Consider the following 24721-nt stretch of genomic DNA (forward strand, 5'->3'; position numbering starts at 1 on the left):
ATCAGCTTACTGCATCGCGCTGGTTTCACGGACGTGGTGCGTAAACACCGCCGCTGCTAGCGGTAGCGTCGTCATCGGGATGAGCGCAGCCTGATCGATGGATTCCAGCCGCCGGGACACCTACGAATTCCTTGGAATCTGCGGGCCCGCGCAGGACAGTAGCCCTGCAGATTTCAAGGAAAAACGGGCGAATTCACCGGCAACCAGACGCGTTCACAGTCGATGGGCGGAAAATTCTTGAAATCTGCGCAGCCGGGCAGGGTATCTGCTTTCAGATCTTGCGAAATCCAAGGCAGCCACATTCCGCTATCCACAGGGGGTCTGTATGACTTATGCACAACTCATGTACTGACTGTGGATAAAAAGCCCGAAATTTCTGGCCAGAAAGATATCCACAGGATCACCCCCAGGCCCAGGGCCGCTTCTACAGGGGGTTTCGACCCATATTTATCCTTATATTTCAATAACATAAGCTACTTTTCAACCGATTCTGGCTCTACCACCACCACCTAGCTTTAGATTTATATACAGTTTTTAAAGCATAGAGCTGTGATCCAGAGGCCGAATGAAGCCGCATTCCAGTCGTGCACTTGGCATCTGATTGGGACTGTTCATACCGTGCGTTCCACGCTGTTCGCACGGCACGACTGCTGGAAACAGATCCCGGCCAGACCTCACGGTAGGGCAGCAGAAAACCGAGGATCGACGAAGTGGAATTACGAATGGCGCGGCACCAGCAATCATCGCGATTGCCGACAGGCAATGCTCCACGTGGAACACCGGCTCAGGAAAAGAAAACCCGGCACAAGGCCGGGTCTTCTGAACACTGCGGTTCCACGTGGAACCACCGCAAACCGTCACAGCCGCAGCGGCATCACCACATGACGCGACTTCTCGCTGCTGGCTTCACGCACCAGGGCCGAGGAGTTCGAATCGCGCAGCTGGATTACCACGTACTCATCGCGCAATGCCGACAGCGCGTCCAGCAGGTAGTTCACGTTGAAGCCGATGGCCAGATCGCTGACCGTGGTATCGGCCTCGATCTCTTCCTGGGCTTCTTCCTGCTCGGGGTTGTGCGCGCTGATCTTCAGGTTGCCCGGCGAGACTTCCACGCGGATGCCGCGGTACTTCTCGTTGGACAGGATCGCGGCGCGCTGCAGCGAGGCACGCAGCGCTTCGCGATCAACCTTCACTTCGCGGTCGGCGCCAATCGGGATCACCGCTTCGTAATCCGGGAAACGGCCGTCGATCAGCTTGGAGGTGAAGGTCACATCGTCGCGCTTGACCCGCACGTGGCTGCGGCCGACTTCCAGCTCGATCTCACGATCGCCGCTTTCCAGCAGACGCTGCAGTTCGGTCACGCCCTTGCGCGGCACGATGATCTGGCGCTTGGCGCCGCTGGCCTTTTCCAGCTCGGTCTCGCACAGCGCCAGGCGGTGGCCATCGGTGGCCACGGTCCGCAGGGCATCGCCGCGCAGATCGAACAGCAGGCCGTTGAGGTAATAGCGCACGTCCTGCTGGGCCATCGCGAACGCGGTGCGTTCGATCAGTTCCTTCAGCGTGGCTTCGCCGATCGCCACGCGTTCGGTGGCTTCGACCTCGTCCACCGACGGGAAGTCGTTGGCCGGCAGGGTTGCCAGGGTGAAACGGCTACGCCCGGCCTGCACGGTGATCTTGTCACCGGTCTGCGAGACGGTGATCCGGCTGCCGTCGGGCAGGGCACGGATGATCTCGAACAGTTTGCGGGCGGGGATGGTGGTCTCGCCGTCCTGGGCATCTTCCACCGCGATCCGCGACACCATTTCCACTTCCAGGTCGGTGCCGGTCAGCGAAAGCTGCCCGTTCTGGACCTGGACCAGGAAATTAGCCAGAACCGGCAGGGTCTGGCGGCGTTCGACCACGTTGACGACTTGTGCCAACGGCTTGAGAAAGGCTTCGCGCTGCAGTGTGAAACGCATGTGGTTCCGTGCCCCTATGCTTTAAAAAAATGTGGAATAAATCAAAAGCCTGGTGGTGCTGGTAGCGCCAGAATCGCTGGAAAACACAGCTAAGTCTTTGTAAATAAAAGGATTTCAACCCTCGAAACCCTCTGCATTACTAGCCCCGAGAGGGTGGGGAAACGTGTGGATAACTTTACCGCCAAATCGGCCGGGTTTCTTATCCACACCCTGTCCCCTGTTTGCTACCGGATTCTGCACCGTTTTATGCGATGACGCCTTAGCGGCGTACATGCATCATTCGCTCAACTTCCGGATCAGCTTGTCCCAGTCTTCCCGCAACTTGCCGTCGGCTTCCATCAACGTCCGGATCTGCCGGCAGGCGTGCAGCACCGTGGTGTGGTCCCGGCCGGCAAAGGCGTCGCCGATTTCCGGCAGGCTGTGCTCGGTCAGTTCTTTGGTCAGCGCCATGGCTACCTGGCGCGGACGGGCCAGCGACCGGGTCCGACGCTTGGACAGCAGATCCTTGATCTGCAGCCCGTAGTAGTCGGCCACGGTTTTCTGGATGTTGGGAATGCTGATCGCCTGCTGCTGGGCGCGCAGCAGGTCGCGCAGGGTTTCCTGGGCGAAATCGGTGGTGATCGCACGGCCGGTGAAGTTGGCGCGTGCGGCCAGGGTATTCAACGCACCTTCGAGGTCGCGGACATTGGAGCGCATCTTCTTGGCAATCAGGAACGCCACATCGTCGGGGATATCGGTGCCACGCTCACGCGCCTTGGCCAGCACGATCGCGGCGCGGGTCTCGAAGTCCGGCGGCTCGATCGCCACCGACAGGCCCCAGGCCAGCCGCGACTTCAGCCGTGCTTCCAGGCCCTCGACTTCGCGCGGGTACCGGTCGCAGGTGAGGATGATCTGCTGCTTGCCGTCGAACAGGGCGTTGAAGGTATGGAAGAACTCTTCCTGGGTACGGTCTTTGCCGGCGAAGAACTGGATGTCATCGATCAGCAGCGCGTCCACCTGCTGGAACTGGCGCTTGAACTGATCCATGGTCTTTTCCTGCAACGCACGGATCATCGCGCTGAAGAACTGCTCCGAGCGCAGGTACAGCACCTTGGCGGCCGGGTTGGCCTGGCGCATCGCATTGCCGGCGGCAAACATCAGGTGGGTCTTGCCCAGGCCGGTGCCGCCGTACAGCAGCAACGGGTTGTGGGCACGGTCGCCGGGCTTCTGCGCCGCCTGGAACGCCGCGGCCAGGCCCAGCTGGTTGCTGCGGCCTTCCACGAAGTTGGCGAAGGTGTAGTGCGAATCCAGGTTGCCGGCGAACGGCACCAGTGGCTCGGCCGCTGCCGCCGGGGTGGAAAAGCCCGAAATCGGCGTGATCTGGGCCTCCACCGGGCGCGGACGCGAGCCGATTTCAAGGAAAACATCGCCGAAACCGGCGAAATGCGCCAGCAGCTCCTTGATGCGCGGCAGGTACAGCTCGCGCACCTGGTCGACGATGAAGGCATTTGGCGCATACAGCACCAGGCTGTCCGCGCGCAGATCTGCCTGCAGCGGCTTCAACCAGGTGTGAACATCCTCGGGCGGAAACTCCGCCTCAAGGCGTTCGAGACAACGGGACCAGGCATCCATCGGCAATAATCGTCTGGGGCCAGTGGACAGGCGTGGGAAACCGCCGCACCACAGGCCGGAAGGGGGAAGAATGGATGGCGCAGACTACCACCGACGAGGGGGGCCGGGAATGGTTGTCCCGAAGTTATTCACAAAATGATCCACAGCTATTGCACAGCCCGGTGAAATCCCGTAGTGCCCAGCACTTGACGGCACCTTGATCAGGTCTATAGAATTTCCGGTTCTTTCCGTCCCCTTCATATAGAGGCCCGCATGGCCACCAAGCGCACTTTCCAACCCAGCAACCTCAAGCGTAAGCGCGACCATGGCTTCCGTGCCCGTATGAAGACCGCTGACGGCCGCAAGATCCTGTCGCGTCGCCGCGCCAAGGGCCGTAAAGTCCTGAGCGCTTGATTGCAATGCCGCTTCCCGCGGCAGACGCAATCCTGACTATGAGCAGTTCCGACCTGCGCAAGCGATTTCCTCGCTCTGCGCGGGTTCGTACGCGTGCCGAATATACAACGGTCTTCAACGGTGCCCGCCGTGTGTCCGATCCGCTGATGACCCTGCACTGGCTGAACAGCGAAACGCCAGCCAGGCTGGGTCTTGCGGTGTCGCGCAAAGTCGACCCCCGAGCCGTGGGTCGCAACCGAGTCAAGCGTGTGCTGCGCGATGCCACACGCCACCTACGGCCGTGGATGAGTGCCGGCGATTACGTCGTTGTCGCCCGCAGTGCCGCCCGTACCGCCAGCAATTCCGACCTCCGCCAGGCGTTTGAACGCCTGCTGCGCCGCCTTGGCGCATTGCCCATGCCGGGCGCGGACGGCACAATGCCGCCGCCCCTGGGCGTTGCCCCCCTTTCCCAGTCCGAGCCGGCATCACCTGCCGGCCCCGCCGAGCCTGCCCGCTGATGAACCAGACCCGCGTTTTCCTGATTTTTGCCTGGCTGATGGTGGCCGTGTTGCTGTGGATGGAGTGGGGCCGCGACAAGGCCGCACCGGCCACGCCGCCGGTTGCCGCGCAGACCCAGGCGACCGTGCCGGGCGCGGCAGGCGCCATTCCCGGCGCGTCGGTACCGCAGGCCCCCGGCAGCGCCCCGGCGACCCAGCCCAGCGCTGCGGCCAGCGCCGGCGCCGCCCGCGTGACGGTCACCACCGACGTGCTGCGCCTGGTGCTGGACGGCGGCACCGTGCTGGATGCCGAGCTGCTGCACTTCCCGCAGACCAAGGATGCCGGCAGCCCGCCGGTGCGCCTGCTGACCGAAGACCCGACCCAGCCGTACCGCGCCGTCAGTGGCTGGACCAGCCAGGACAAGAGCATGCCGGTGCCCGAAGCCAACGGCTTCACCCTGGTCGGCGACAACCGCGCGTTCGTGCTGGCCAAGGGCCAGAAGGAACTGCAGATCCCGTTCGTGTGGAACGGCCCCAACGGCGTCAGCATCCGCCGTACCTATACGCTGGGCCGCAACGAGTACGCGATCAAGGTCAAGGATGAAGTGGTCAACGGCAGCGCCGCGCCGTGGAACGGCTACGTGTTCCGCACCCTGGACCGCCACCCGACCATCCTCTCGCGCAGCATGACCAACCCGGACTCGTTCAGCTTCAACGGCGCGACCTGGTTCAGCCCGAAGGATGGCTACGAGCGCCGCGCGTTCAAGGACTACCTGGAGGACGGCAACCTCAACCGCACCATCACCGGCGGCTGGCTGGCGATGCTGCAGCACCACTTCTTCACCGCCTGGATTCCGCAGGCCGACCAGGCCGCCAACTACGTGCTGTCCCAGCATGATGGCCGCGACCAGATCCAGGCCACCGGCCCGGCCTTCACCGTCGCGCCCGGCCAGCAGGTCAGCACCGAGGCGCGCCTGTGGGTGGGCCCGAAGCTGGTCAACCTGATCGCCAAGGAAGACGTGAAGGGGCTGGACCGCGTGGTCGACTACAGCCGCTTCTCGCTGATGGCGATCATCGGCCAGGGCCTGTTCTGGGTGTTGAACCAGGTCCACAAGGTGGTCAACAACTGGGGCTGGGCAATTGTCGGCCTGGTGGTGCTGCTCAAGCTGGTGCTGTACCCGCTGTCGGCGGTGCAGTACAAGAGCGGGGCCAAGATGCGTCGCTTCCAGCCGCGCATCGCGCAGCTGAAGGAACGCTATGGCGATGACCGCCAGAAGTTCCAGACCGCGATGATGGAGCTGTACAAGAAGGAAAAGATCAACCCGATGGGCGGCTGCCTGCCGATCCTGATCCAGATGCCGATCTTCTTCGCGCTGTACTGGGTGCTGGTGGAATCGGTGGAACTGCGCCAGGCGCCGTGGCTGGGCTGGATCCAGGACCTGACCGCGCGCGACCCGTACTTCATCCTGCCGGTGATCAACGTGGCGGTGATGTGGGCCACCCAGAAGCTGACCCCGGCCCCGGGCATGGACCCGATGCAGGCCAAGATGATGCAGATGATGCCGCTGGTGTTCGGCGTCATGATGGCCTTCATGCCGTCCGGCCTGGTCCTGTACTGGGTGGTCAACGGCGGCCTGGGTCTGCTGCAGCAGTGGTGGATGACCAAGCGCCACGGCAGCGAGCCGTTGCCGGTGGTCGCCACCCCCGCCAAAAAGAAATAACCGGGAGCAGACGACCGTTGGTCGTCTGGCCGTAGCGCCGGCCATTGGTCGGCTGCGCTGAAAAACCCGCCGCCCGGCGGGTTTTTCTTTGGCGGCGATACAATCGCCGGCAACCTTCCCCCGTTTCAACCCCGAGCCTCCGAATGTCCCCTGCGTCGTCGCTGTTCCGCCTGGCCGTGCCCGTGCTGCTGCTGCTCACCCTGGCGCTGGCCGGCTGTGGCGACAAGGACGCTGCCGACAGCAGGGCGATGACCCAGCCCAGCGCACAGGCCGCCGCCGCCGCCGATCCGGCCGCCGCACCGCTGCTGGCCGCCTTGCAGAAGCAGCTCGACGGCCATCGCCGCATCATCGTGCTGCTGGCCGACGAAGCGCAGCAAACGCCCGCCGACCGCGCCACCTCCAGCCGCATCGGCCAGCAGCTGTTCCACGACGGCCTCGAGCAGCGTGCGGCCATCGCCACGCAGTTCGACGCCTTGCTGCGCGGGAGCAGCCCGCGCCGCTTTGCCACCCTGGGCACGGTGCTGGACTACATCGAGTCGGCCCCGGAACTGTTCGATGCCGACCGCCTGGCCTTCCGCGAAGTGTTGCGCGACCTGCACGAGCGGGTCGGCGCGGACTCCTCGCTGCCGGCGGTGAAGCTGCACCAGCGCATCGGCGAAGACCTGGAGGCGCTCGATGAGATCGAGCGCAACTACAACCAGGAAATCACCCGCATCTTCAGCCGCTTCGAGCGCACCCGCGCCATCGCGCTCAAGCGCGAGAAGTGGGACGACTACCTGGCCCACCTGCGCAAGCAGTACCGCCGCGAGGCGATCCTGCGCGACTACGGGGTGATCGAGCCCTACCCGATGTCGATGCAGGACAGCGACCGCGAGATCTTCGGCCGCGACCTGCCGCCCAAGACCGTGGTGCTGACCTTCGACGATGGCCCGCACAAGGCCTATACCGACGAAGTAATCGCCATCCTGCAACGCTACGACGTACCCGGGGTGTTCTTCGAGGTGGGCCGCAACCTGGGTGCGGTGCAGCCCGACGGCAAGGTCACGCTGGGCCCGATGGCGTCCATCAGCCGCAACCTGATGGCGCAGGGGTACGCGGTGGGCAACCACAGCCTGACCCATGCGCAGCTGTCGCGCACCACCGGCGATGCGTTGCGCCAACAGGTGCTGGCCACCGACACCCTGCTCAAGGATGTCGATGCGCGCCGCGCGCCGTTGTTCCGCTTCCCGTACGGCGCGCGCAATGCCGAAGGCCTGCAGCTGCTCAACGAGGCCGGGCTGAAATCGATCATGTGGAACATCGATTCGATGGACTGGGCCGACCCGGTGCCCGAATCGATCGTGCAACGCGTGGTCGAGCAGGTACAGAAGGAACAGCGCGGGATCATCCTGTTCCACGACATCCACGACCGTGCGGTGAAGGCCTTGCCGCAGATCCTGGACCGGCTGATCGCCGACGGCTACCAGTTCGCCGGCTGGAACGGCCGCGATTTCAGCGTGGCCCGCGCGCGCAAGGGCGCCGGTTCCGATGCCACCATCACCACCGGCTACGAGAAATCCTGGGCCATCGTGGTCGGCATCGACGACTACGCCAAGTGGCCCAAGCTGGAGCACGCCGGCCACGATGCCCAGGCCGTGGCCGACACCCTGACCGGTCAGTTCGGCTTCCCGTCATCGCAGGTGATCGTGCTGAAGAACCAGCAGGCCACCCGCAACAACATCCTGGCCGCCTTCCACGACCGCCTGGCCGATGACCGCACCGGCCGCAACGACCGGGTATTCGTATTCTTCGCCGGCCACGGCGCGACCCGGCGGCTGGCCTCGGGCCGCGACCTGGGCTACATCATCCCGGTGGATTCGGACCCCAACGAGTTCGCCACCGATGCCATCGCGATGACCGACATCCAGAACATCGCCGAAAGCCTGCAGGCCAAGCACGTGATGTTCGTGATGGATGCCTGCTACAGCGGCCTGGGCCTGACCCGCGGCGGGCCGTCCTCGTCGCGCTTCCTGCGCGAGAACGCGCGCCGCAGCGCACGCCAGATGCTCACCGCCGGCGGCGCCGACCAGCAGGTGGCCGATGGCGGCCCGAACGGCCATTCGATGTTCACCTGGGTACTGCTGCAGGCCTTGAGCGGCAAGGGCGACCTCAATGGAGATGGCTTGATCACCGGCACCGAACTGGCTGCCTATGTGGCCCCGGCGGTGGCCGCGGTCGCCCAGCAGACCCCGGCCTTCGGCAGCCTGCCGGGCTCGCAGGGCGGCGAGTTCGTGTTCCAGGTGCCCGACAGCCAGGAATACCTCAACGCCGATACACGCCAGCTGTCGCCCGAAGCGATCGCGCTCAACACCCGGGTCGATGCGGCCCAGGGCGGCAAGGGGCAGGGCGAAGCGCCGGTGACCGTGGCCGACCTGCAGGGCGGCAGCAACACCCTGGTGGTGCCGGCCGCCGTGCCCACCTCCGACCGCCAGCGCGCGCAGCAGGCCAACGACCGCGGCCTGCAGTTGTACCGCGAGAAACGCTATGACGAGGCGGCCCTGCAGTTCACCGAAGCCCTCAAGCTGCGCCCGGACTTTGCCCAGGCCGCCAACAACCTCGGCTTTGTCTACTACCGCCAGCAGCGCTACGCCGAAGCGGCGCGCTGGCTGGAGAACACCTTGAAGATCGATCCTTCGCGGGCGGTGGCCCACCTCAACCTGGGCGATGCCTACGCCCATGCCGGCGACAAGGCCAAGGCCAGGCAGGCCTACACCACCTACCTGGCGCTGCAGCCGCAGGGCAGTGGCGCCGCCCAGGCGCGCGCGCAGCTGGAGAAGCTGTAAGCCATGCACCAGACGCCTCCCGCGGACACCATCGTCGCTATCGCCACTGCGCCCGGTGCCGGAGGCGTGGGCATGCTGCGCCTGAGCGGGCCGCGCGCGCGCGACATCGCCCAGGCCGTCGGCGTGCGCACGATGCAGCCGCGCCACGCGCACTACGCGCGCTTCCGCGACGCGCACGGCGAGGTGATCGATGACGGCATCGCGCTGTGGTTCCCGGCGCCCAACAGCTTCACCGGCGAAGAAGTGGTGGAACTGCAGGGCCACGGCAGCCCGGTGGTACTGCAGCAACTGGTTGCGCGCTGCATCGCGCTGGGCGCCCGCCAGGCGCGGCCCGGCGAATTCAGCGAGCGCGCCTTCCTCAACGGCAAGCTCGACCTGGCCCAGGCCGAAGCCATCGCCGACCTGATCGCGGCCAGCGACACCCGCGCCGCACGCGCGGCCCGGCGCTCGCTGGACGGGGTGTTCTCGCGCCGGGTGGATGAGGTGGCCGAACAGCTGGTGGTGCTGCGCATCCATGTCGAAGCGGCCATCGATTTCGCCGACGAACCGCTCGATACCCTGGGCGGTGCGCAGGTGCGCAGCGGCCTGGGACAGGCGCTGGGCGCACTGCGGCAGCTGCGCGACGATGCCGAGCGCGGCCGCAAGCTGCGCGACGGCCTGCATGCGGTGCTGGTCGGCCCGCCCAATGCGGGCAAAAGCTCGCTGCTCAACGCGCTGGCCGGCAGCGAGCGGGCGATCGTCACCGACATCGCCGGCACCACCCGCGACACCCTGCGCGAAACCATCCGCATCGACGGCCTGGAACTGACCCTGGTCGATACCGCCGGCCTGCGCGAGGGAGGCGATGCGATCGAACGCGAGGGCATGCGCCGCGCCCACGTGGAGATGCAGCGCACCGACCTGGCCATCATCGTGCTCGACGCGCGCGATCCGCAGGCCGGCCATGCCGCGGTAGCCGATGCGATCGTCGAGGTGCCCCAGCAGCTGTGGATCCACAACAAGAGTGACCTGCTGGAGACGCTGCCGCCGCCCGTCGATCCCAACGTGGTGCATGTATCGGCCGCCACCGGCCTGGGCCTGGAGCGCCTGCACGCGCGCCTGCGCGAACTGGCCAGTGGTGGCGCCGGCGACAGCGTGGACGGCGAGTTCTCCGCGCGCGCCCGCCACGTCGAGGCGATCGTGCTGGCGATCGGCCACGCCGAACGCGCCGACGCCGAACTGGCCCACGAGCACCTGGAGCTGGCCGCCGAGGAACTGCGCCTGGCGCATGAGGCGCTGGGCGGGATCACTGGGCGGATGAGCGCCGACGACCTGCTGGGGCGGATATTCTCGAGCTTCTGCATCGGCAAATAGGCCCGCCTTTCTTCCCCCTGTCACACCGCGCCGGCACACTGCGCCGGTCCTTTCCACGCCCCGCCGCGTCGGCGCGGGCCGCATCAACAGGGGTTTGCAGTGTCGAAGTCGTTGTGGGGTTGTGCCTTGCTGTTGTCGCTGGCCGTGGCACCATCGGTGGCCATGAGCGCCGAATCTTCCTCCTCCGCGCCGCGCAAGGCGGCGGTATACGGCCACCGCGGCGCCAGCGCGCTGTTGCCCGAGCACACCCTGGCCGCCTATGCGCAGGCGATCGCCGACGGCGCCGACTACATCGAACCGGACCTGGTGATGACCAGGGACGGGGTGTTGGTGTCGCGCCACGAGAACGAGATCGGTGGCACCACCGATGTGGCCGCCCATCCCGAATTCGCCAGCCGCAAGACGGTCAAGACCATCGATGGGGAGCGCATCGAAGGCTGGTTCAGCGAAGACTTCACCGTGGCCGAACTGAAGACGCTCTACGCCCGCGAGCGCCTGCCGCAGCTGCGCAGCACCGCCTATGACGGGCAGTTCCGCATCGCCACGCTGGACGAGATCATCGCCTTCCTGGTGCAACAGGCCGGGCGTGCCAACCGCGGCATCGGGCTGGTGCCGGAGATCAAGCACGGTACGTACTTCAAGGGCATCGGCCTGCCGATGGAAGACAAGGTGCTGGCCGCGCTGCAGGGCAATGCGTATACCCGCGTGGCGCCGGTGACGATCCAGTCGTTCGAGGTCGGCAACCTGCGCTATCTGCGCGGCAAGCTTGGCCGCGATTCCAACATCCGCCTGCTGCAGCTGATCGGCGATGCCAAACAGCAGCCCGGCGATGTGCTGGCGGCCAAGGGCGGCCTGCACTACGCCGATATGATCACCCCGGCCGGGCTGCGCGAGGTGGCCAGCTACGCCGACGGCATCGGCCCCAGCCTGCGCATGGTGATTCCGCTGGATGCTGCCGGAAAGCTGGGCACACCCACCACGCTGGTCGGCGACGCGCATGCCGCCGGCCTGATGGTGGTGCCGTATACCTTCCGCCCGGAGAACTATTTCCAGGCCGCCGAGTTCCGCAAGGGCGAGCCCAATGCGCGCAACGCCGACGGTTCGGTCGCCGAAATGCGCGCTTACCTGGCCACCGGTATCGATGCGTTCTTCACCGACGACCCGGCACTGGGCCGGCGTGCGGTGGACGGGGACGCGAACTGAGGGTGTCGTTATTGCCCCTTGCTGCGGGATGAGGCGACTACCAACGTCAGCGGCCCTCAAAGGGCGGATACCGAATGCTGATCGGCCTGTACCCACCAACGGTGGGTACCTACCGGTTCTGGTCCGAAGCTGGCACCGGGACGGCAGCATCACGAAGGCTTCGGGTGCCCTCTGCGGGTAGCGCTTGTGGGATGGCGCCGGTCGCGCTGGGGCTCCGGGCGCAGGTCAGGCGGCACCGTCTTGTTGTCGTGGGCGGCCACCGGTACCGTGGCCGACAGACAGGGAGGTCGGCATGTTGATCGGACACCGCTACGAACGCACGCCGCATGGCGATCTGCGCATCCATTCCTACAATCGCGTACAAGCCAGCCTGGTCCTGCTCACGACGGCGCTCGCCCTGGCAGCGCCCACCGCGTTCGTGGTGGGCGGACTGGTGGAAGGCCGCTCGCCGCTGGCCAGCCTGGGCCCGTTGTCCTGGCTGCTGGCGGTGACGGCATTCCTGTTGCTGGTCGTGCTGGCGGTGGGCCTGCTGGTCTACGCCGAGACCGGCGAAACGCTGACCCTGTCGCGTGGCGAGGGTGTCGGCCGGCGCCACACCCGCACGCTGTTCGGCCGCCGCGAGCGGCTGCAGGTCGCCTTCGCGCTGGATGGGCTGTCCGAACTCCAGCTGCGACGGCAGGGCACCATGCACCGCGCGACTACCCAGCTGTGGCTGGTCCGCAACGACGGCACCGAGACCCGGTTGACGCCCGGCAATGTCGCCGTGCACCCCGGCACCACCCGCACCGACCGGTGGCTGGAAGCGCTGGCCGGCTACCTGCAGTTGCCCGTACCGGTCGGCGTGCTCGACGCGCCGCGCACGCCGTTCCTGGCACCGGCGGCAAGGGGCGCCCCGGCCTCGCCGCGCAGGGTGACGCCATCGGCGGCACGGGCGGCGGCGGTTACTACGCGCCAACGCCGGGCGGCGGCGCCCCAGCACACCGCGGCACCGCTGCCCGCCGAAAAGGCCGGTGCCGGCATCCGCATCTTCTTTGGCCTGCTGGGCACCTTGCTGGGGTTGCTCGAACTCAAGCACCTGCTCACGTTGCTGGCGGCGCTGTCCAATGCGCGGATCCGGGTGGGCGGCTACCGCTTCAGCGCACATACCTACTACTGGAGCGAGCAGCCGGTCGCCTACGCGTTCAACGTGTTGTTCGGGTTGGCGATGGTCGTGCTGGTCGGCATGTTCGCCGTCGGCTGCCTGCGGCTGGCGCTGTTTGGCCGGATCAGATCGGCCAGCTGAGGGCTACTCGTGCGGCCCGGGCTGGTCGCGTGGGCGGAATGGCAGCACCACGAAGTCCTGCCCTTGGCGCGGTTGCCACAGCACCGGCACGCGGGTCGGCGAGGGCGGCTCCAGGTCGCCATCGCGCGGGGCCTGCAGCTCGTCGTCGTCTTCTTCCTCTTCCCAGCTGTAGCGCTTGCGCGCGGCCATCGGGTCGGACAGGCGGAACAGCAGCGCACTGATGATGCCGGCGAAGGCACCGCCCATGTGCGACTGCCAGGACACGCCCGGCTCGTGCGGCAGGATGGTGATCAGCATGCTGCCGTAGAACAGGAAGGCGATCAGCCCGGCGGCGATCGCCGGCCGGTCGCGGCGCAGCAGGCCGAGCACGAACACCAGGAACATCAGGCCATGGGTGATGCCGCTGGCGCCCAGGTGGCGGCTGCCGATATCGCCCAGCAACCACGCGCCCAGGCCCGAGCCGATCCACAGCAACGGAATCGCGCGCAGGGTGGCCTTGGGATAGACGCTGCCGGCCAGGGTGCCGAGGATCAGCAGGGCGGCTGCGTTCGCACCCAGGTGCTGCACCGAACCGTGCAGCAGCGGTGCGCCGAGGATGCCGAGCAGGCCGGCGGTCTCCAGCGGCGCCACTGCCCACGGCCGCCAGTCGAAATGGCCTTGCGCGGTGAATACCGCCACCAGCACCAGCACGAAGGCCAGGCTCAGGTTGAACGCCCGCATCACGCGACCACGGTCGCTGCGGGGCGGTTCCGGCGCGTCGCCGGCGGGCAGGGGCTGGGGCAGGTTGGCGTTCATACCCTAAGGGATTGCGTCGCCCGCGCTGAACACAAGGGCAACGCGATGGGAGTAAGTGGTGCCGCCGGCGGGACAATCCCGCCGGCGGCAGGTGCGGTTACGCGTCGCCGGCCTTGGGCGGATTCTTCAGGCTCAACACCACGGTGGCGGCGATGATCAGCGCCACCACGCCCAGCGAGATCGGGGTGGGGATCTTGAAGATGTCGATCAGCATCATCTTGGCGCCGATGAAGGCCAGCACCAGGGCCAGGCCGTACGGCAGCAGGTGGAAGCGGTCGGCCATGCCGGCCAGCAGGAAGAACATCGCGCGCAGGCCCAGCACCGCGAACACGTTGGAGGTGAGCACGATGAACGGGTCGGTGGTGATGGCGAAGATTGCCGGAATGCTGTCCACGGCGAAGATCACGTCGGTGACCGCGATCAGGATCAGCACCACGAACAGCGGGGTGAACCAGCGTTTGCCGTCGCGCATCACGCTCATCGCATTGCCGGCGTAGTCGGGCAGCAGGCGCAGGTGTCTACGCATCCAGCGCAGGGCGGGGTTGGCCTCCAGGTCCGGTTCGGTGCCGGCCGAGAACCACATCTTCCAGCCGGTGAACAGCAGGAACGCGCCGAACACGTAGAGCAGCCAGTGGAACTTGGTCAGCAGCACGCTGCCGGCGAAGATCATGATCGTACGCAGCACGATCGCGCCCAGGATGCCGATGATCAGTACCTTTTGCCGCTGTTCCTCGGGCACTGCGAAGTAGCCCATGATCATCAGGAACACGAAGATGTTGTCCACCGCCAGGGCTTTTTCGACCAGGTAGCCGGTCAGGAACTCCAGGCCGACCTTGTTGGCCACCACCTGGCCGGCGGTTTCGTTCAGGTAGTACCAGAGGCCGCCGTTGAAGGCCAGGGCCAAGGCGACCCAGCCGATCGACCACCACAGGGCCTCCTTGAAGGTGACCTTGTGTGGCCCGCCGTGCCGCATCAACACCAGGTCGACCAGCAACGCGATGATCACCACCGCGCCGAAGCCGCCCCACAACCACAAATTACCGATCGTCTGCATGGGTTTATCCGTTGGAAAAATGAATGCCTCAAGCCGGATGGCGAGGATCTGCAACGGAGGATCGGGGGGATCCGGGGACAGAGCTTCGCCATACGGCGAAGGTCTCGCTCGCAGCCCCGATGGATGGGACTGCCGTTGCACCGGAGCCTGCGGGCTCGAATTGACGGCGACAACGTCTGGGAGCTACTCCCCTTCTGCGGCCGATTCTGCGGGCTTGGCCGGCTGCCGTCAAATCCGCTCCGGTCAGCAACGCCGCCGCGGCCGGCCCGCCGCCGGCCCGGCAGGAACTGTCGCCGGCCGCCCGGCGACAGCGCGTATGTGGCGCCGCGTCATACAATAGGCCGATGAATATTCAAGACCCCGTTGTCCGCCTCAAGAACGCCTGGCGCTCCAGCCACCCGTGGATCTTCCAGAAACTGGTCGAAAAACCGGCTGTCCGGCCCAAACCCGGCGCCATCGTCGAGGTCATCGGCGTGGACGGGGAGTGGATCGGGCGCGGCTTCTACAACGGTCATTCGCGTATCGCCGTGCGCATCCTGGAAACCGACCAGGCCATCCCGGTGGACGCCGGCTGGTTCTCGCGCAAGATCGCCCAGGCGGTGTCGCTGCGCCGCGACGTACTGAAGCTGGACGAGATCTCCGATGCCTGGCGGGTGGTCCACAGCGAGGGCGACGGCCTGTCCGGCCTGGTGGTGGACCGCTACGGCGACCTGGTGGTGGTGGAATTCTTCGCCGCCGGCATGTTCCGCCACCGCGAGTGGGTCTACGAGGCGCTGCGCGAGCAGTTCCCCGGCTGCCGTTTCCACAGCTTCGCCGACGAGCACGTGCAGAAGCAGGAGAGCTTCGATTTCCACGGCAACACCACCACCGAAGCGTCGGTGATCACCGAGTACGGGGTGAAGTTCCGCGCCGACCCGGCCGGTGCGCACAAGACCGGCTTCTTTGCCGACCAGCGCGAGAACCGCCAGTGGCTGAGCCAGCAGGTGGAAGGCAAGACCGTGCTGGACCTGTGCTGCAACACCGGTGGCTTTGCGGTGTATGCCGCCGCGCGCGGTGCGGCCGAGGTGGTCGGCATCGACATCGATGAAGACGTGATCGCCATCGCCAAGGGCAACGCCAAGCTCAACAACGTGCGCCCGAAGTTCATCCAGTCCGACATCTTCCCGTGGCTGCGCGATGCGTCCAACCGCGGCGAGCAGTTCGACGTGGTGATCCTGGACCCGGCCAAGATGACCCGCGACCGCGACCAGGTGATCACCGCGCTGAAGAAGTACCTGGACATGAACAAGCTGGCGCTGGGCGTGGTCAAGCCCGGTGGGCTGCTGGCCACGTTCTCGTGCACCGGCCTGGTGGCCGAGGACCAGTTCCTGGACATGCTGCGCCGCGCGGCGTTCTACGCCGGCCGCACCATCCAGATCCTGAAGGTGGCCGGCGCCGGCCCGGACCACCCGTTCATGGCCCACGTGCAGGAATCGCGCTACCTCAAGGCGGTGTTCTGCCGCGTGGTGGATTGATTCGCAGGATCTTGGCCACGTTCGGCATCGGGTAGTGCCGGCCGCTGGCCGGCTCCTCCTGGTCTCCGATTGTCGCGGGGAGCCGGCCAGCGGCCGGCACTACCGTTTGTTGTCCTCTCGGCGCTATGGTCTGACGCTTCCCATCCAAGGTGAGGCGTCATGACGTTGCGCAGTCTGTCTCTGCTGGTATCGCTGGCGTTGTGCGCGCCGCTGGCCGCCCACGCGGTCGAGTTCACCCCCCAGGAGTTGGCCAGGGCCACGGCGCTGCAGCAGCGGCTGCTGACCCTGGACAGCCACCTGGACACGCCGGCCAATTTCCACCGCGACGGCTTCGATATCAGCCAGCGCCACGACCACAACGCGCTGTCGCAGGTGGATTACCCGCGCATGGTCGAAGGCGCGCTGGATGGCGGCTTCTTTGCGATCTACACCGACCAGGGCGACCGCACCGCGCCGGCGCACCGGCGCGACCGCGATGCCGGCCTGCTGCGCCTGACTGAAATCCGCGAGATGCTCGCCGCGCACCCGGACACCTTCCAGCTCGCATTGACCGCCGCCGATGCCGCGCGCATCAAGGCGGCCGGCAAGCGCGTGGTCTACATCAGCATGGAGAACGCCAGCCCGCTGGTGGACGATCCCTCGTTGCTCAGCTACTACCATCTGGCCGGGCTGCGCCTGCTCAGCACGGTGCACTTCGCCAACAACGAGTTCGCCGATTCGGCCACCGACCCCAAGGGCGCCGAGTGGAAGGGCCTGAGCCCGGCCGGCAAGGCGCTGGTCGACGAAGCGGTGCGGTTGGGCATCGTCATCGATCAGTCGCACGCCTCCGATGCAGTATTCGACGATCTGATCCAGCGCCTGCCGGTGCCGTTCGTGCTGTCGCACAGCTCGGCCAAGGCGATCTACAACCACCCGCGCAACCTGGACGATGGGCGCCTGAAGCGACTGGCCAAGGCCGGCGGCGTGATCCAGGTCAACGCTTATGGCGGCTACCTGATCGACACCGGCAAGAGCGAAGCGCGCTCGGCCGCCGAGAGCGCGCTGATGGAACAACTGCGCAGCGATTACGACGGCCTCAGCATCGCCCAGGGCGTGGCGCTCAAGCGGGGGCTGGAGGATATCGACCAGCGCATCCCGCTGCGCAAGGCGACGCTGGACGACTTCTTCGCCCACGTCGAGCACATCCTGAAAGTGGTCGGCCCCGAGCACGTGGGCATCGGGCTGGACTGGGATGGCGGCGGCGGCCTGGCCGATCTGCAGGACGTGAGCCAGTTGCCGAAGATCACCGCCTGGCTGCTGCGCAAGGGCTACACCGAGCAGCAGATCGCCGGCATCTGGGGCGGCAACCTGCTGCGGGTGATGGCGCAGGCCCAGGCGCATGCCCAACAGGCAGCCAAACCCTGATCCCGGACCGGTAGTGCCGAGCCATGCTCGGCAACGCGCAATCGCGCAATGCAGCCGAGCATGGCTCGGCTCTACCGGAACATGGCGGCGGTAGGTGCCGACCGTTGGTCGGCACACTCCCGGATCAGGTCTTGTTGATCACCGCATTGCGACGGCCATAGGCGAAGTAGGCGACCAGGCCCAGCAGGTTCCAGGCCAGGAAATACAGCTGGGTCTTGCTCGGCAGGCTGAAGAACAGGTACACGCAACCGATCACCGCCAGCGGGCCCACCACATACGCCAGCGGCGTGCGGAACTTGCGCACCCGGTCCGGCTCGCGTTTGCGCAGCACCACCAGGCACAACCCCACCGCGGTGAACGCGGCCAGGGTACCGGCATTGGCCAGCGCGGCGATCTCGTCCAGGCGGGCCACACCGGCCAACGCGGCCACCAGCACCGCGGTGAACAGCGTGGTGGCGATCGGCGTACCGGTGCGCGCGCTGACCTTGGACAGGCTGCGCGGCAACAGGCCGTCGCGCGACATGACGAAGAAGATCCGGCTCTGCCCGTACAGGAAGGCCAGCAGCACCGTCGGCAGCGCGATCACCGCCGCCGCGCCGATCCACTTGGCCGCACCAGGGCTGCCCAGCTCGCGCAGGATCAGCGCCAGCGGCTCGGCGCTCTGGCCGAAGATGGTGTAGCTCATCGCCCCCACCGCAGCCAACGCCACCAGCACGTAGATGATGGTGCAGCCGACCATCGAGCCGATGATGCCGATGGCCAGGTCGCGGTCGGGCTTCTTGGTTTCCTCGGCCGCGGTGGAGATCGCATCGAAGCCGTAGAAGGCGAAGAAGATGATCGCCGCCGCGGCCATCACCCCGTGCTCGACGCCATCGGCGCCCAGCGACTTGGCAAAGCCGAACGGCATGAACGGGTCCATGTGGCCGCTGTCGAACTCCGGCAGCGCGATGGCCACGAACACGGTCAGCGCGATGATCTTGACCACCACCAGCACTGCGTTGAGGGTGGCGCTTTCCTTGGTGCCGGCCATCAGCATGCCGGCGACCACGAAGGTGATCAGCACCGCCGGCAGGTTGATGAAGCCGCCTTCCACGTGCGGGCCGGCCGTGAGCATCAACGGCAGGTCGATGCCCCAGCCATGCAGGAAGCCCACCGCGTAACCGGACCACCCGACCGCCACCGTACTGACTACCAGCGAGTACTCCAGGATCAGGCTCCAGCCCACCACCCAGGCCACCACCTCGCCGAGTGCGGCGTAGCTGTAGGTATAGGCGCTGCCGGCGGCCGGCATCATCGTGGCCAGCTCGGCGTAGGACAGCGCCGCGCACGCGCACACCGCACCGGCGATGGCAAAGGAGATCAATACCGCCGGGCCGGCCAGGTTGGCGCCCACCCCGATCAGGGTGTAGATGCCGGTACCGACGATGGCGCCGATGCCCAGCGCGATCAGGTGCGGCCAGCTCAGGGTCGGGATCAGCTGCCTGCCGGCTTCGTGGACGGTGACTTGGTCTAGGGACTTGCGCCGGAGCAGTGACATGGGGCCTCGCGGTGGATGACTGTTAACGACAAGTCTGCGAGTTTTACCGAACGCGGTGCCGCATTACTACTGCCAAGCGTCCCCGCCCCTGAAACGGAACGCCTGACCAGGGAAAGGGTGACGAAACCGGCACAAAGAACGTCGACGCGATCCCAATGGCGGCTGGAGCGGCGATCCGCCGCAGGCGTGCCCCATCGCGCCGGCGGCATGCCGGCACTGTGGCCAGGGGCGGCCGGGCAGGCCGGCCTGTCTTCAGCGGTTCAACGTGGCCATGGCCGCCTCGGCATAGCGTGGGCCGGAGGCCACGTTCGGTGGGAAGATCGCCGCGATCCGGGCCAGCGCGTCCGCGTCCAGCCGGACCTGCAACGCGTCCAGGTTCTCTTCCAGGTAGGCCAGCCGCTTGGTGCCCGGGATCGGCACCAGGTCCTCGCCCTGCGCCAGCACCCAGGCCAGGGCCAGCTGGCCGGGGGGGATGCCCATGCCCTGCGCCATCGTGGTGACCGCATCGACCAGGGCCAGGTTGCGCGCGAAGTTGTCGCCCTGGAACCGCGGCGACTGGCGGCGGTAGTCATCGGCGTCGAAGTCGGCCGGGCTGCGGATCGCCCCGGTCAGGAATCCCCGGCCCAGCGGCGAGTAGGGGACAAAACCGATGCCCAGCTCGCGCACGGTGCGCAGCACGCCGTTGTCCTCCGGGTCGCGCGACCACAGCGAGTACTCGGTCTGCACGGCGGTGATCGGGTGCACCGCGTGCGCGCGGCGGATGGTCGGCGCCGATGCCTCGGACAGGCCCAGGAAACGCACCTTGCCCTGTTCGACCAGGCGCGCCATCGCCCCGACCGTGTCCTCGATCGGCACGCTGGCATCCACGCGGTGCTGGTAGTACAGGTCGATGTGGTCCACCCCGAGCCGCTGCAGGCTGGCCTCGCAGGCGGCGATGACGTACTCGGGGCGGCCATCGACGCTGCGCGCGGCGGTATCGGTCGGCTCCATCCGGATGCCGAACTTGGTGGCCAGGAACACCTGGTCGCGGCGGCCGGCAATCGCCTTGCCGACCAGTACCTCGTTGGTATGCGGGCCGTACATGTCGGCGGTGTCGAGCAGGGTTACGCCGCGCTCCAGCGCGCGGTGGATCACCGCGATGGCATCGGCGTCGTCGCCGCGGCCGCCGTAGAAGGCACTCATACCCATGCAGCCCAGGCCGAGTGCGGAAACAGCGGGGCCGTGGCGGCCAAGGGTACGGGTATGCATGGGACAGCTCCGGAGCGGGGGAGGGGACAGGCCGCCAGCAGCGGCCCGGAGGCACAGCATCCTCCGCTGTACCATGTGGATAAACCGCTGTTGACCGCATCCACCTTGAAGGCAGGCTTCACAATGTCCGCGCATCCCCCGTTGTCCGCCGTGGTCGCCTTTGCCCGGGTCGCCGACCATGCCAGCTTCAGCCGCGCCGCCGACGCGCTGGGCGTATCGCCCTCGGCGTTGTCGCAGACCGTGCGCGCGCTGGAGGCACGCATGGGCGTGCGCCTGCTGCACCGGACCACGCGGCGGGTGACCCTGACCGAACATGGCGCACGCTTCCTGGAGCGGGTTCGCGGCGGGCTGGCGCAGATCGAGGCGGCGTTCGAGGACCTGGACGCGGTCCGCGCGGTGCCGGCCGGCAAGCTGCGCATCAACCTGCCGCACTACGCCGCCGAACTGCTGGTGCTGCCGCACCTGCCCGGCTTCCTGGCGCGGTATCCCCAGGTGGAGGTGGAGCTGTTCGTCGAGCCGGCCCTGGTGGACCTGCTGGCGGGCGGTTTCGACGCCGGCATCCGCCTGGGCGAAAGCCTGGCCCGGGACATGATCGCCGTGCCGATCGGCCCACGCGAACGCCAGGTGGTGGTGGCCAGCCCGGATTACCTGGCCCGCCATGGCCGGCCGCAGACCCCGGCCGAACTGGTCGGGCACGCCTGCATCGTGCTACGGCGCAGCAACGGCCGGTTGATGCCGTGGGAATTCACCCGCGACGGCCGCGACCTGCAGGTGGAGGTCAGCGGCCCGCTGGTGTTCAACGACAGCGCCCTGATCCATGTCGCCGCGCGCGCCGGCATGGGCATGGCCCAGGGTTTCGAGGCGCTGATGGCCCCCGATATCGCCGCCGGGCGGCTGTGCAGTCTGCTGCAGGACTGGCAGCAGCCGTTCGCCGGCTTCCACCTGTATTACCCCGCACGCGAGCAGATGGCGCCGAAGCTGCGGGTGTTCATCGACCACCTGCGCCAGGCGGCACAGGCAGGTTGAGGCGGCGTATCAGCCGGCCGCGTCGACCGGCACCGCACGGATCACCGCGCGCAGCCAGGCATCGTCCTGTGGCAGCCCATGCGGGTAGACCACCCGGGTGTCGTCGGGAAATTTCTTGCAGCGCAGGATGCCGTCGGCATCGAACAACCGCCAGCCCTGCGCGGCATCCTCGGCCTCGCTGATGCGCCGGCGCAGGGCCAGCGCCAGGCTGGCCTGGCAATCGAACACGCAGGCGTGCAGGTCGATCCGGTCCAGCGGGCGCAGCCCGGCGACGATGCGGGTGACCGCCGGGTCGGCCAGATCGACCCGGCCGGTGCCCATGCCGAGCAGCCGCTCGTCATGGCCGGCCAGGTGCTGCACGAAGTACACGGGCACGGGCATCGGTTCCTCGCGGTGGCGCCGGTACGGCGACCGTTGGCGCCGATTGGACACCGGGTGGCGATGCAGGGGAATCCAAACGTATGAATCGCCCCGGCCCGCATGGTTGATGCAGCCTATTTCCAGCCCACCCCGGCACCGTGCCGGGCCCGGCGCATCGCTGCGGCGGCAAGGCGTCAGCCACTTACGCCGAGGCGCACGCCAAAACCGACCAGGAAGATTCCTGCCACGCGCGCCATCCAAACCCCTACACGCGGACGCTGGAGAATCTGACGGCGCAACAGGTTGCCCACCCCGATCAGCACCGAGCAGTACGCCAGCCCCATGACGAAGATGATCATTGCCATGGTCGAAAACGTCAGCATTCCCTGGTGCCGGGCCGGGTCGATGAACAACGGCAGGAAGGCCATGTAGAAAATGATCGCCTTGGGGTTGAGCAGGTTGATCAGTACCGCCTGGCGGAAGTAGTGGCCCGGCTGCAGGCGGATGCCGCCTTCGCTGCCGCCCTTGCGCGCCGGGCGCAGCAGGCCGATACCGATCCACACCAGGTAGGCCACGCCCAGGTACTGCACTGCGTGGAACACCAGCGGGTTGGCCTTGAGCAGCGCGGCCACCCCGGCCACCGCCAGCCACATCAGGATCTGGTCGCCCAGCAGCAGCCCGAACAGGGCGGTATAGCCGCCGCGCACGCCGCCACGCCCGGTTGCGGTGAGCAGGGTGAAGGTGCCCGGGCCGGGCAGGGCCAGGAACACCAGCACGGCGGCAACGAAGGTCCACAGATCCTGGATGCCCATCCACGGCATGGCGACGACTCGACTACGGGGGAGCGCCATTGTCGGGCACCGGCGCGGTTGCCGATAGCGTCAGCGCGCGCTGTGCGGCAGGTGCTCCAGCAGCGGGTGCAGGCGCTGTTCCAACAGCGCATGCAGTTGCCGGATCGCCGGCGAGAACTGCTTGCGGTGCGGGCACACCAGATTCAACGGCAGGCTGTCGCCGGCGCCGTCCAGCAGCACCTGCAGGCGTCCGGCGCGCACGTCGGCGCACACATCCAGCCAGGACTTGAACACGATGCCTTCGCCGGCCACCGCCCAGCGCCGCACCACGTCGGCGTCGTCGCAGACCATGTTGCCGCGCACCGGCACCACCACCCGGCGCCCGTCCACCTCGAAGTGCCAGCGGTCGTAGGCACGCCCGGCCAGCTGGTACAGCAGACAGTTGTGGTCCTTCAGCGCCTCCAGGCTCTGCGGCGCGCCATGCCGGGCCAGGTAGCCGGGCGAGGCGGCCAGCACCCGGCGGTTGCCCGGCAGCAGCGGCAGCGCGACATAGCTGGCGTTGTCGAAGCGGCCCAGGCGGAAGGCGACGTCGACCGGGTCGCGGAACACATCGGCGACCTGGTCGGACAGGTGCAGGCGCAGCTGCAGCCTGGGGTGCGCGCTGCGGAATTCGGTCAGCCAGGGCAGCAGCAGGTTGCGGCCCAGGTCCGACGGCGCGGCCAGCTGCAGCACCCCGCGCAGTTCGGCGTCCTCGCCGCGCACCCGCGCCTGGCCTTCGCTGAGCGTGGCCAGCACGTCCTGCGCGTAGGGCAGGTACAGCGCGCCTTCGGCGGTCAGGCGCAGGCTGCGGGTGGAACGCACGAACAGGCGCAGGTCCAGCTCGCGCTCCAGCCGCGCCACGGCCGCGGCGACCTGGCCGGGCAGCAGGTCGGCTTCGCGCGCGGCATTGGAGAAGCTGCCCAGCGCGGCGGTACGGACGAACAGGGCGAGGTCGTCGATGCGGACCATTTTCATTCCTGCAGTGAAAGTGCTGCCCGATTCTGCGCCTTACTGCGGCGCCGGGTGAAGCGCAGGCTGTGCATCCTCCCCAACGGACCTGCCCCCAATGAAAGCTGTCGCCTATACCCAGCATGGCCTGCCGATCACCGACCCGCGCGCGCTGCAGGACATCACCCTGCCGATCCCCGACCCGGGCCCGCGCGACCTGCGCGTGCAGGTCCGGGCGATCTCGGTCAACCCGGTGGATACCAAGGTGCGCAACGGCGTGGCCGTCAGCGAACCGCGCGTGCTGGGTTGGGACGCGGTCGGCGTGGTCGATGCGGTCGGCGCCGGGGTGAGCCTGTTCAAGGTCGGCGATGCGGTGTTCTACGCCGGCGCGATCGGCCGCGCCGGCAGCAATGCCGAGTACCAGCTGGTGGATGAGCGCATCGTCGGGCACAAGCCGGCCAGCCTGGACGATGCCGCCGCCGCGGCCTTGCCGCTGACCGCGATCACCGCCTGGGAACTGCTGTTCGACCGCCTGCGCATCCCCGAAGGCGGTGGCGATGGCCAGACCCTGCTGGTGATCGGTGCGGCCGGCGGGGTCGGTTCGATCCTGGTGCAACTGGCCCGCCAGCTGACCGGCCTGACCGTGATCGGCACCGCCTCGCGCCCGGCTACCCAGGACTGGGTGTATGGCCTGGGCGCGCACCACGTGATCGACCATTCGCAGCCGCTCGGCGACGGCCTGCAGCGGCTGGGCATCGCCGCTGTCGAGCATGTGGCCAGCCTGACCCACACCGACCAGCACTACGACCAGATCGTGGCCGCACTGGCGCCGCAGGGCCAGCTGGCGCTGATCGACGATCCCGGCCAGCTGGACGTGATGGCGCTCAAGCGCAAGAGCCTGTCGCTGCACTGGGAGTCGATGTTCACCCGCTCCAGCTTCGACACCCCGGACCTGCAGCGCCAGCACGAGCTGCTCGAACGCGTCGCGGCGCTGGTCGATGCCGGCGTGCTGCGTACCACCCTGGGCGAGCACTACGGCCGCATCAATGCCGCCAACCTGCGCCAGGCGCACGCCCTGATCGAGAGCCACCGCGCGCGCGGCAAGCTGGTGCTCGAAGGCTTCTGACGATCAGCGGCGCGGGCCGGCCCGCGCCTGCCCGGGGCGCAGCTGTTGGGCGCCTGTGAT

The 24721-nt window shown here is 67.4% G+C and carries 20 protein-coding genes; 11 read left to right on the top strand and 9 right to left on the bottom strand.

What is annotated here, in order from left to right; translation table 11 throughout:
• Window positions 1–857: 857 nt before the first annotated feature.
• Both dnaN and dnaA read right to left on the bottom strand, forming a co-directional pair.
• Entirely contained in the window at window positions 858–1958 is a 1101-nt protein-coding gene (gene dnaN, locus IC535_RS01690; RefSeq protein ID WP_228884830.1) for a DNA polymerase III subunit beta, read from the bottom strand.
• A 276-nt stretch (window positions 1959–2234) separates the two neighbouring features.
• A complete protein-coding gene (gene dnaA, locus IC535_RS01695; RefSeq protein WP_228884831.1) occupies window positions 2235–3569 on the bottom strand; it encodes a chromosomal replication initiator protein DnaA in 1335 nt (444 codons plus the stop codon).
• A 252-nt stretch (window positions 3570–3821) separates the two neighbouring features.
• Here dnaA and rpmH point away from each other — a divergent pair, with 252 nt between their 5' ends.
• The 7 genes from rpmH to IC535_RS01730 all read left to right on the top strand — a co-directional run bounded on the left by rpmH (window position 3822) and on the right by IC535_RS01730 (window position 12819).
• Window positions 3822–3962, top strand: a complete 141-nt coding sequence (rpmH, locus tag IC535_RS01700; protein ID WP_006404565.1) for a 50S ribosomal protein L34 — start codon at window positions 3822–3824, stop codon at window positions 3960–3962.
• Between the two features lie 5 nt (window positions 3963–3967).
• Entirely contained in the window at window positions 3968–4459 is a 492-nt protein-coding gene (gene rnpA, locus IC535_RS01705) for a ribonuclease P protein component (protein ID WP_429000320.1), read from the top strand.
• The gene (gene yidC, locus IC535_RS01710; RefSeq protein WP_228884833.1) at window positions 4459–6159 is read left to right on the top strand and encodes a membrane protein insertase YidC; all 1701 of its coding nucleotides are present in this window, start codon (window positions 4459–4461) and stop codon (window positions 6157–6159) included. The genes rnpA and yidC overlap by 1 nt, the downstream gene beginning before the upstream one ends.
• Window positions 6160–6302: 143 nt before the next feature.
• Window positions 6303–8981 carry a polysaccharide deacetylase family protein gene (locus IC535_RS01715; RefSeq protein WP_228884834.1) on the top strand — a complete coding sequence of 893 codons (2679 nt, stop codon included), beginning with the start codon at window positions 6303–6305 and terminating at the stop codon, window positions 8979–8981.
• A 3-nt stretch (window positions 8982–8984) separates the two neighbouring features.
• Window positions 8985–10334 (top strand): tRNA uridine-5-carboxymethylaminomethyl(34) synthesis GTPase MnmE, encoded by a 1350-nt coding sequence (gene mnmE, locus IC535_RS01720; RefSeq protein WP_228884835.1) that lies wholly within the window; start codon window positions 8985–8987, stop codon window positions 10332–10334.
• 162 nt (window positions 10335–10496) lie between these two features.
• Window positions 10497–11537 (top strand): glycerophosphodiester phosphodiesterase, encoded by a 1041-nt coding sequence (locus tag IC535_RS01725; RefSeq protein WP_228884836.1) that lies wholly within the window; start codon window positions 10497–10499, stop codon window positions 11535–11537.
• Window positions 11538–11829: 292 nt separating this feature from the next.
• Complete coding sequence (locus tag IC535_RS01730) at window positions 11830–12819, top strand: hypothetical protein (protein ID WP_228884837.1); 990 nt, start codon at window positions 11830–11832, stop codon at window positions 12817–12819.
• Window positions 12820–12822: 3 nt separating this feature from the next.
• On the opposite strand, the gene IC535_RS01735 is transcribed toward IC535_RS01730, so the two are convergent.
• Both IC535_RS01735 and IC535_RS01740 read right to left on the bottom strand, forming a co-directional pair.
• Entirely contained in the window at window positions 12823–13614 is a 792-nt protein-coding gene (locus IC535_RS01735; RefSeq protein WP_228884838.1) for a rhomboid family intramembrane serine protease, read from the bottom strand.
• Window positions 13615–13711: 97 nt separating this feature from the next.
• Entirely contained in the window at window positions 13712–14668 is a 957-nt protein-coding gene (locus IC535_RS01740) for a TerC family protein (protein WP_228884839.1), read from the bottom strand.
• 344 nt (window positions 14669–15012) lie between these two features.
• Between IC535_RS01740 and IC535_RS01745 the strand changes: the two genes are divergently transcribed.
• A complete protein-coding gene (locus IC535_RS01745) occupies window positions 15013–16182 on the top strand; it encodes a class I SAM-dependent rRNA methyltransferase (protein ID WP_228884840.1) in 1170 nt (389 codons plus the stop codon).
• Window positions 16183–16341: 159 nt separating this feature from the next.
• The gene (locus tag IC535_RS01750) at window positions 16342–17586 is read left to right on the top strand and encodes a dipeptidase (protein WP_228884841.1); all 1245 of its coding nucleotides are present in this window, start codon (window positions 16342–16344) and stop codon (window positions 17584–17586) included.
• A gap of 124 nt (window positions 17587–17710) precedes the next feature.
• Here IC535_RS01750 and IC535_RS01755 read toward each other — a convergent pair whose 3' ends face one another.
• Both IC535_RS01755 and IC535_RS01760 read right to left on the bottom strand, forming a co-directional pair.
• Window positions 17711–19123: an amino acid permease gene (locus IC535_RS01755; RefSeq protein ID WP_228884842.1), complete on the bottom strand. Its 1413-nt coding sequence runs from the start codon at window positions 19121–19123 to the stop codon at window positions 17711–17713.
• A 252-nt stretch (window positions 19124–19375) separates the two neighbouring features.
• Window positions 19376–20371: an aldo/keto reductase gene (locus IC535_RS01760; protein ID WP_228884843.1), complete on the bottom strand. Its 996-nt coding sequence runs from the start codon at window positions 20369–20371 to the stop codon at window positions 19376–19378.
• 123 nt (window positions 20372–20494) lie between these two features.
• On the opposite strand from IC535_RS01760, the gene IC535_RS01765 reads away from it, so the two are divergent.
• Entirely contained in the window at window positions 20495–21397 is a 903-nt protein-coding gene (locus IC535_RS01765; RefSeq protein ID WP_228884844.1) for a LysR family transcriptional regulator, read from the top strand.
• A 9-nt stretch (window positions 21398–21406) separates the two neighbouring features.
• On the opposite strand, the gene IC535_RS01770 is transcribed toward IC535_RS01765, so the two are convergent.
• The 3 genes from IC535_RS01770 to IC535_RS01780 form a co-directional block, all read right to left on the bottom strand.
• Entirely contained in the window at window positions 21407–21778 is a 372-nt protein-coding gene (locus IC535_RS01770) for a hypothetical protein (RefSeq protein ID WP_228884845.1), read from the bottom strand.
• A gap of 173 nt (window positions 21779–21951) precedes the next feature.
• Entirely contained in the window at window positions 21952–22608 is a 657-nt protein-coding gene (gene leuE / locus IC535_RS01775) for a leucine efflux protein LeuE (RefSeq protein WP_228884846.1), read from the bottom strand.
• A 30-nt stretch (window positions 22609–22638) separates the two neighbouring features.
• A complete protein-coding gene (locus IC535_RS01780) occupies window positions 22639–23556 on the bottom strand; it encodes a LysR family transcriptional regulator (RefSeq protein ID WP_429000321.1) in 918 nt (305 codons plus the stop codon).
• A 97-nt stretch (window positions 23557–23653) separates the two neighbouring features.
• Here IC535_RS01780 and IC535_RS01785 point away from each other — a divergent pair, with 97 nt between their 5' ends.
• Window positions 23654–24661: a zinc-binding alcohol dehydrogenase family protein gene (locus IC535_RS01785; protein WP_228884848.1), complete on the top strand. Its 1008-nt coding sequence runs from the start codon at window positions 23654–23656 to the stop codon at window positions 24659–24661.
• Window positions 24662–24721: the final 60 nt, after the last annotated feature.

It is taken from the genome of Stenotrophomonas rhizophila (assembly GCF_020857975.1).
Lineage (GTDB): Bacteria > Pseudomonadota > Gammaproteobacteria > Xanthomonadales > Xanthomonadaceae > Stenotrophomonas > Stenotrophomonas rhizophila_C.

Coding starts and splice junctions, on each gene's coding strand:
- dnaN (WP_228884830.1), bottom strand. CDS start 1,958: ATGCGTTTCACACTGCAGCGCGAAGCCTTTCTCAAGCCGTTGGCACAA.
- dnaA (WP_228884831.1), bottom strand. CDS start 3,569: ATGGATGCCTGGTCCCGTTGTCTCGAACGCCTTGAGGCGGAGTTTCCG.
- rpmH (WP_006404565.1), top strand. CDS start 3,822: ATGGCCACCAAGCGCACTTTCCAACCCAGCAACCTCAAGCGTAAGCGC.
- rnpA (WP_429000320.1), top strand. CDS start 3,968: ATGCCGCTTCCCGCGGCAGACGCAATCCTGACTATGAGCAGTTCCGAC.
- yidC (WP_228884833.1), top strand. CDS start 4,459: ATGAACCAGACCCGCGTTTTCCTGATTTTTGCCTGGCTGATGGTGGCC.
- IC535_RS01715 (WP_228884834.1), top strand. CDS start 6,303: ATGTCCCCTGCGTCGTCGCTGTTCCGCCTGGCCGTGCCCGTGCTGCTG.
- mnmE (WP_228884835.1), top strand. CDS start 8,985: ATGCACCAGACGCCTCCCGCGGACACCATCGTCGCTATCGCCACTGCG.
- IC535_RS01725 (WP_228884836.1), top strand. CDS start 10,497: ATGAGCGCCGAATCTTCCTCCTCCGCGCCGCGCAAGGCGGCGGTATAC.
- IC535_RS01730 (WP_228884837.1), top strand. CDS start 11,830: ATGTTGATCGGACACCGCTACGAACGCACGCCGCATGGCGATCTGCGC.
- IC535_RS01735 (WP_228884838.1), bottom strand. CDS start 13,614: ATGAACGCCAACCTGCCCCAGCCCCTGCCCGCCGGCGACGCGCCGGAA.
- IC535_RS01740 (WP_228884839.1), bottom strand. CDS start 14,668: ATGCAGACGATCGGTAATTTGTGGTTGTGGGGCGGCTTCGGCGCGGTG.
- IC535_RS01745 (WP_228884840.1), top strand. CDS start 15,013: ATGAATATTCAAGACCCCGTTGTCCGCCTCAAGAACGCCTGGCGCTCC.
- IC535_RS01750 (WP_228884841.1), top strand. CDS start 16,342: ATGACGTTGCGCAGTCTGTCTCTGCTGGTATCGCTGGCGTTGTGCGCG.
- IC535_RS01755 (WP_228884842.1), bottom strand. CDS start 19,123: ATGTCACTGCTCCGGCGCAAGTCCCTAGACCAAGTCACCGTCCACGAA.
- IC535_RS01760 (WP_228884843.1), bottom strand. CDS start 20,371: ATGCATACCCGTACCCTTGGCCGCCACGGCCCCGCTGTTTCCGCACTC.
- IC535_RS01765 (WP_228884844.1), top strand. CDS start 20,495: ATGTCCGCGCATCCCCCGTTGTCCGCCGTGGTCGCCTTTGCCCGGGTC.
- IC535_RS01770 (WP_228884845.1), bottom strand. CDS start 21,778: ATGCCCGTGCCCGTGTACTTCGTGCAGCACCTGGCCGGCCATGACGAG.
- leuE (WP_228884846.1), bottom strand. CDS start 22,608: ATGGCGCTCCCCCGTAGTCGAGTCGTCGCCATGCCGTGGATGGGCATC.
- IC535_RS01780 (WP_429000321.1), bottom strand. CDS start 23,556: ATGGTCCGCATCGACGACCTCGCCCTGTTCGTCCGTACCGCCGCGCTG.
- IC535_RS01785 (WP_228884848.1), top strand. CDS start 23,654: ATGAAAGCTGTCGCCTATACCCAGCATGGCCTGCCGATCACCGACCCG.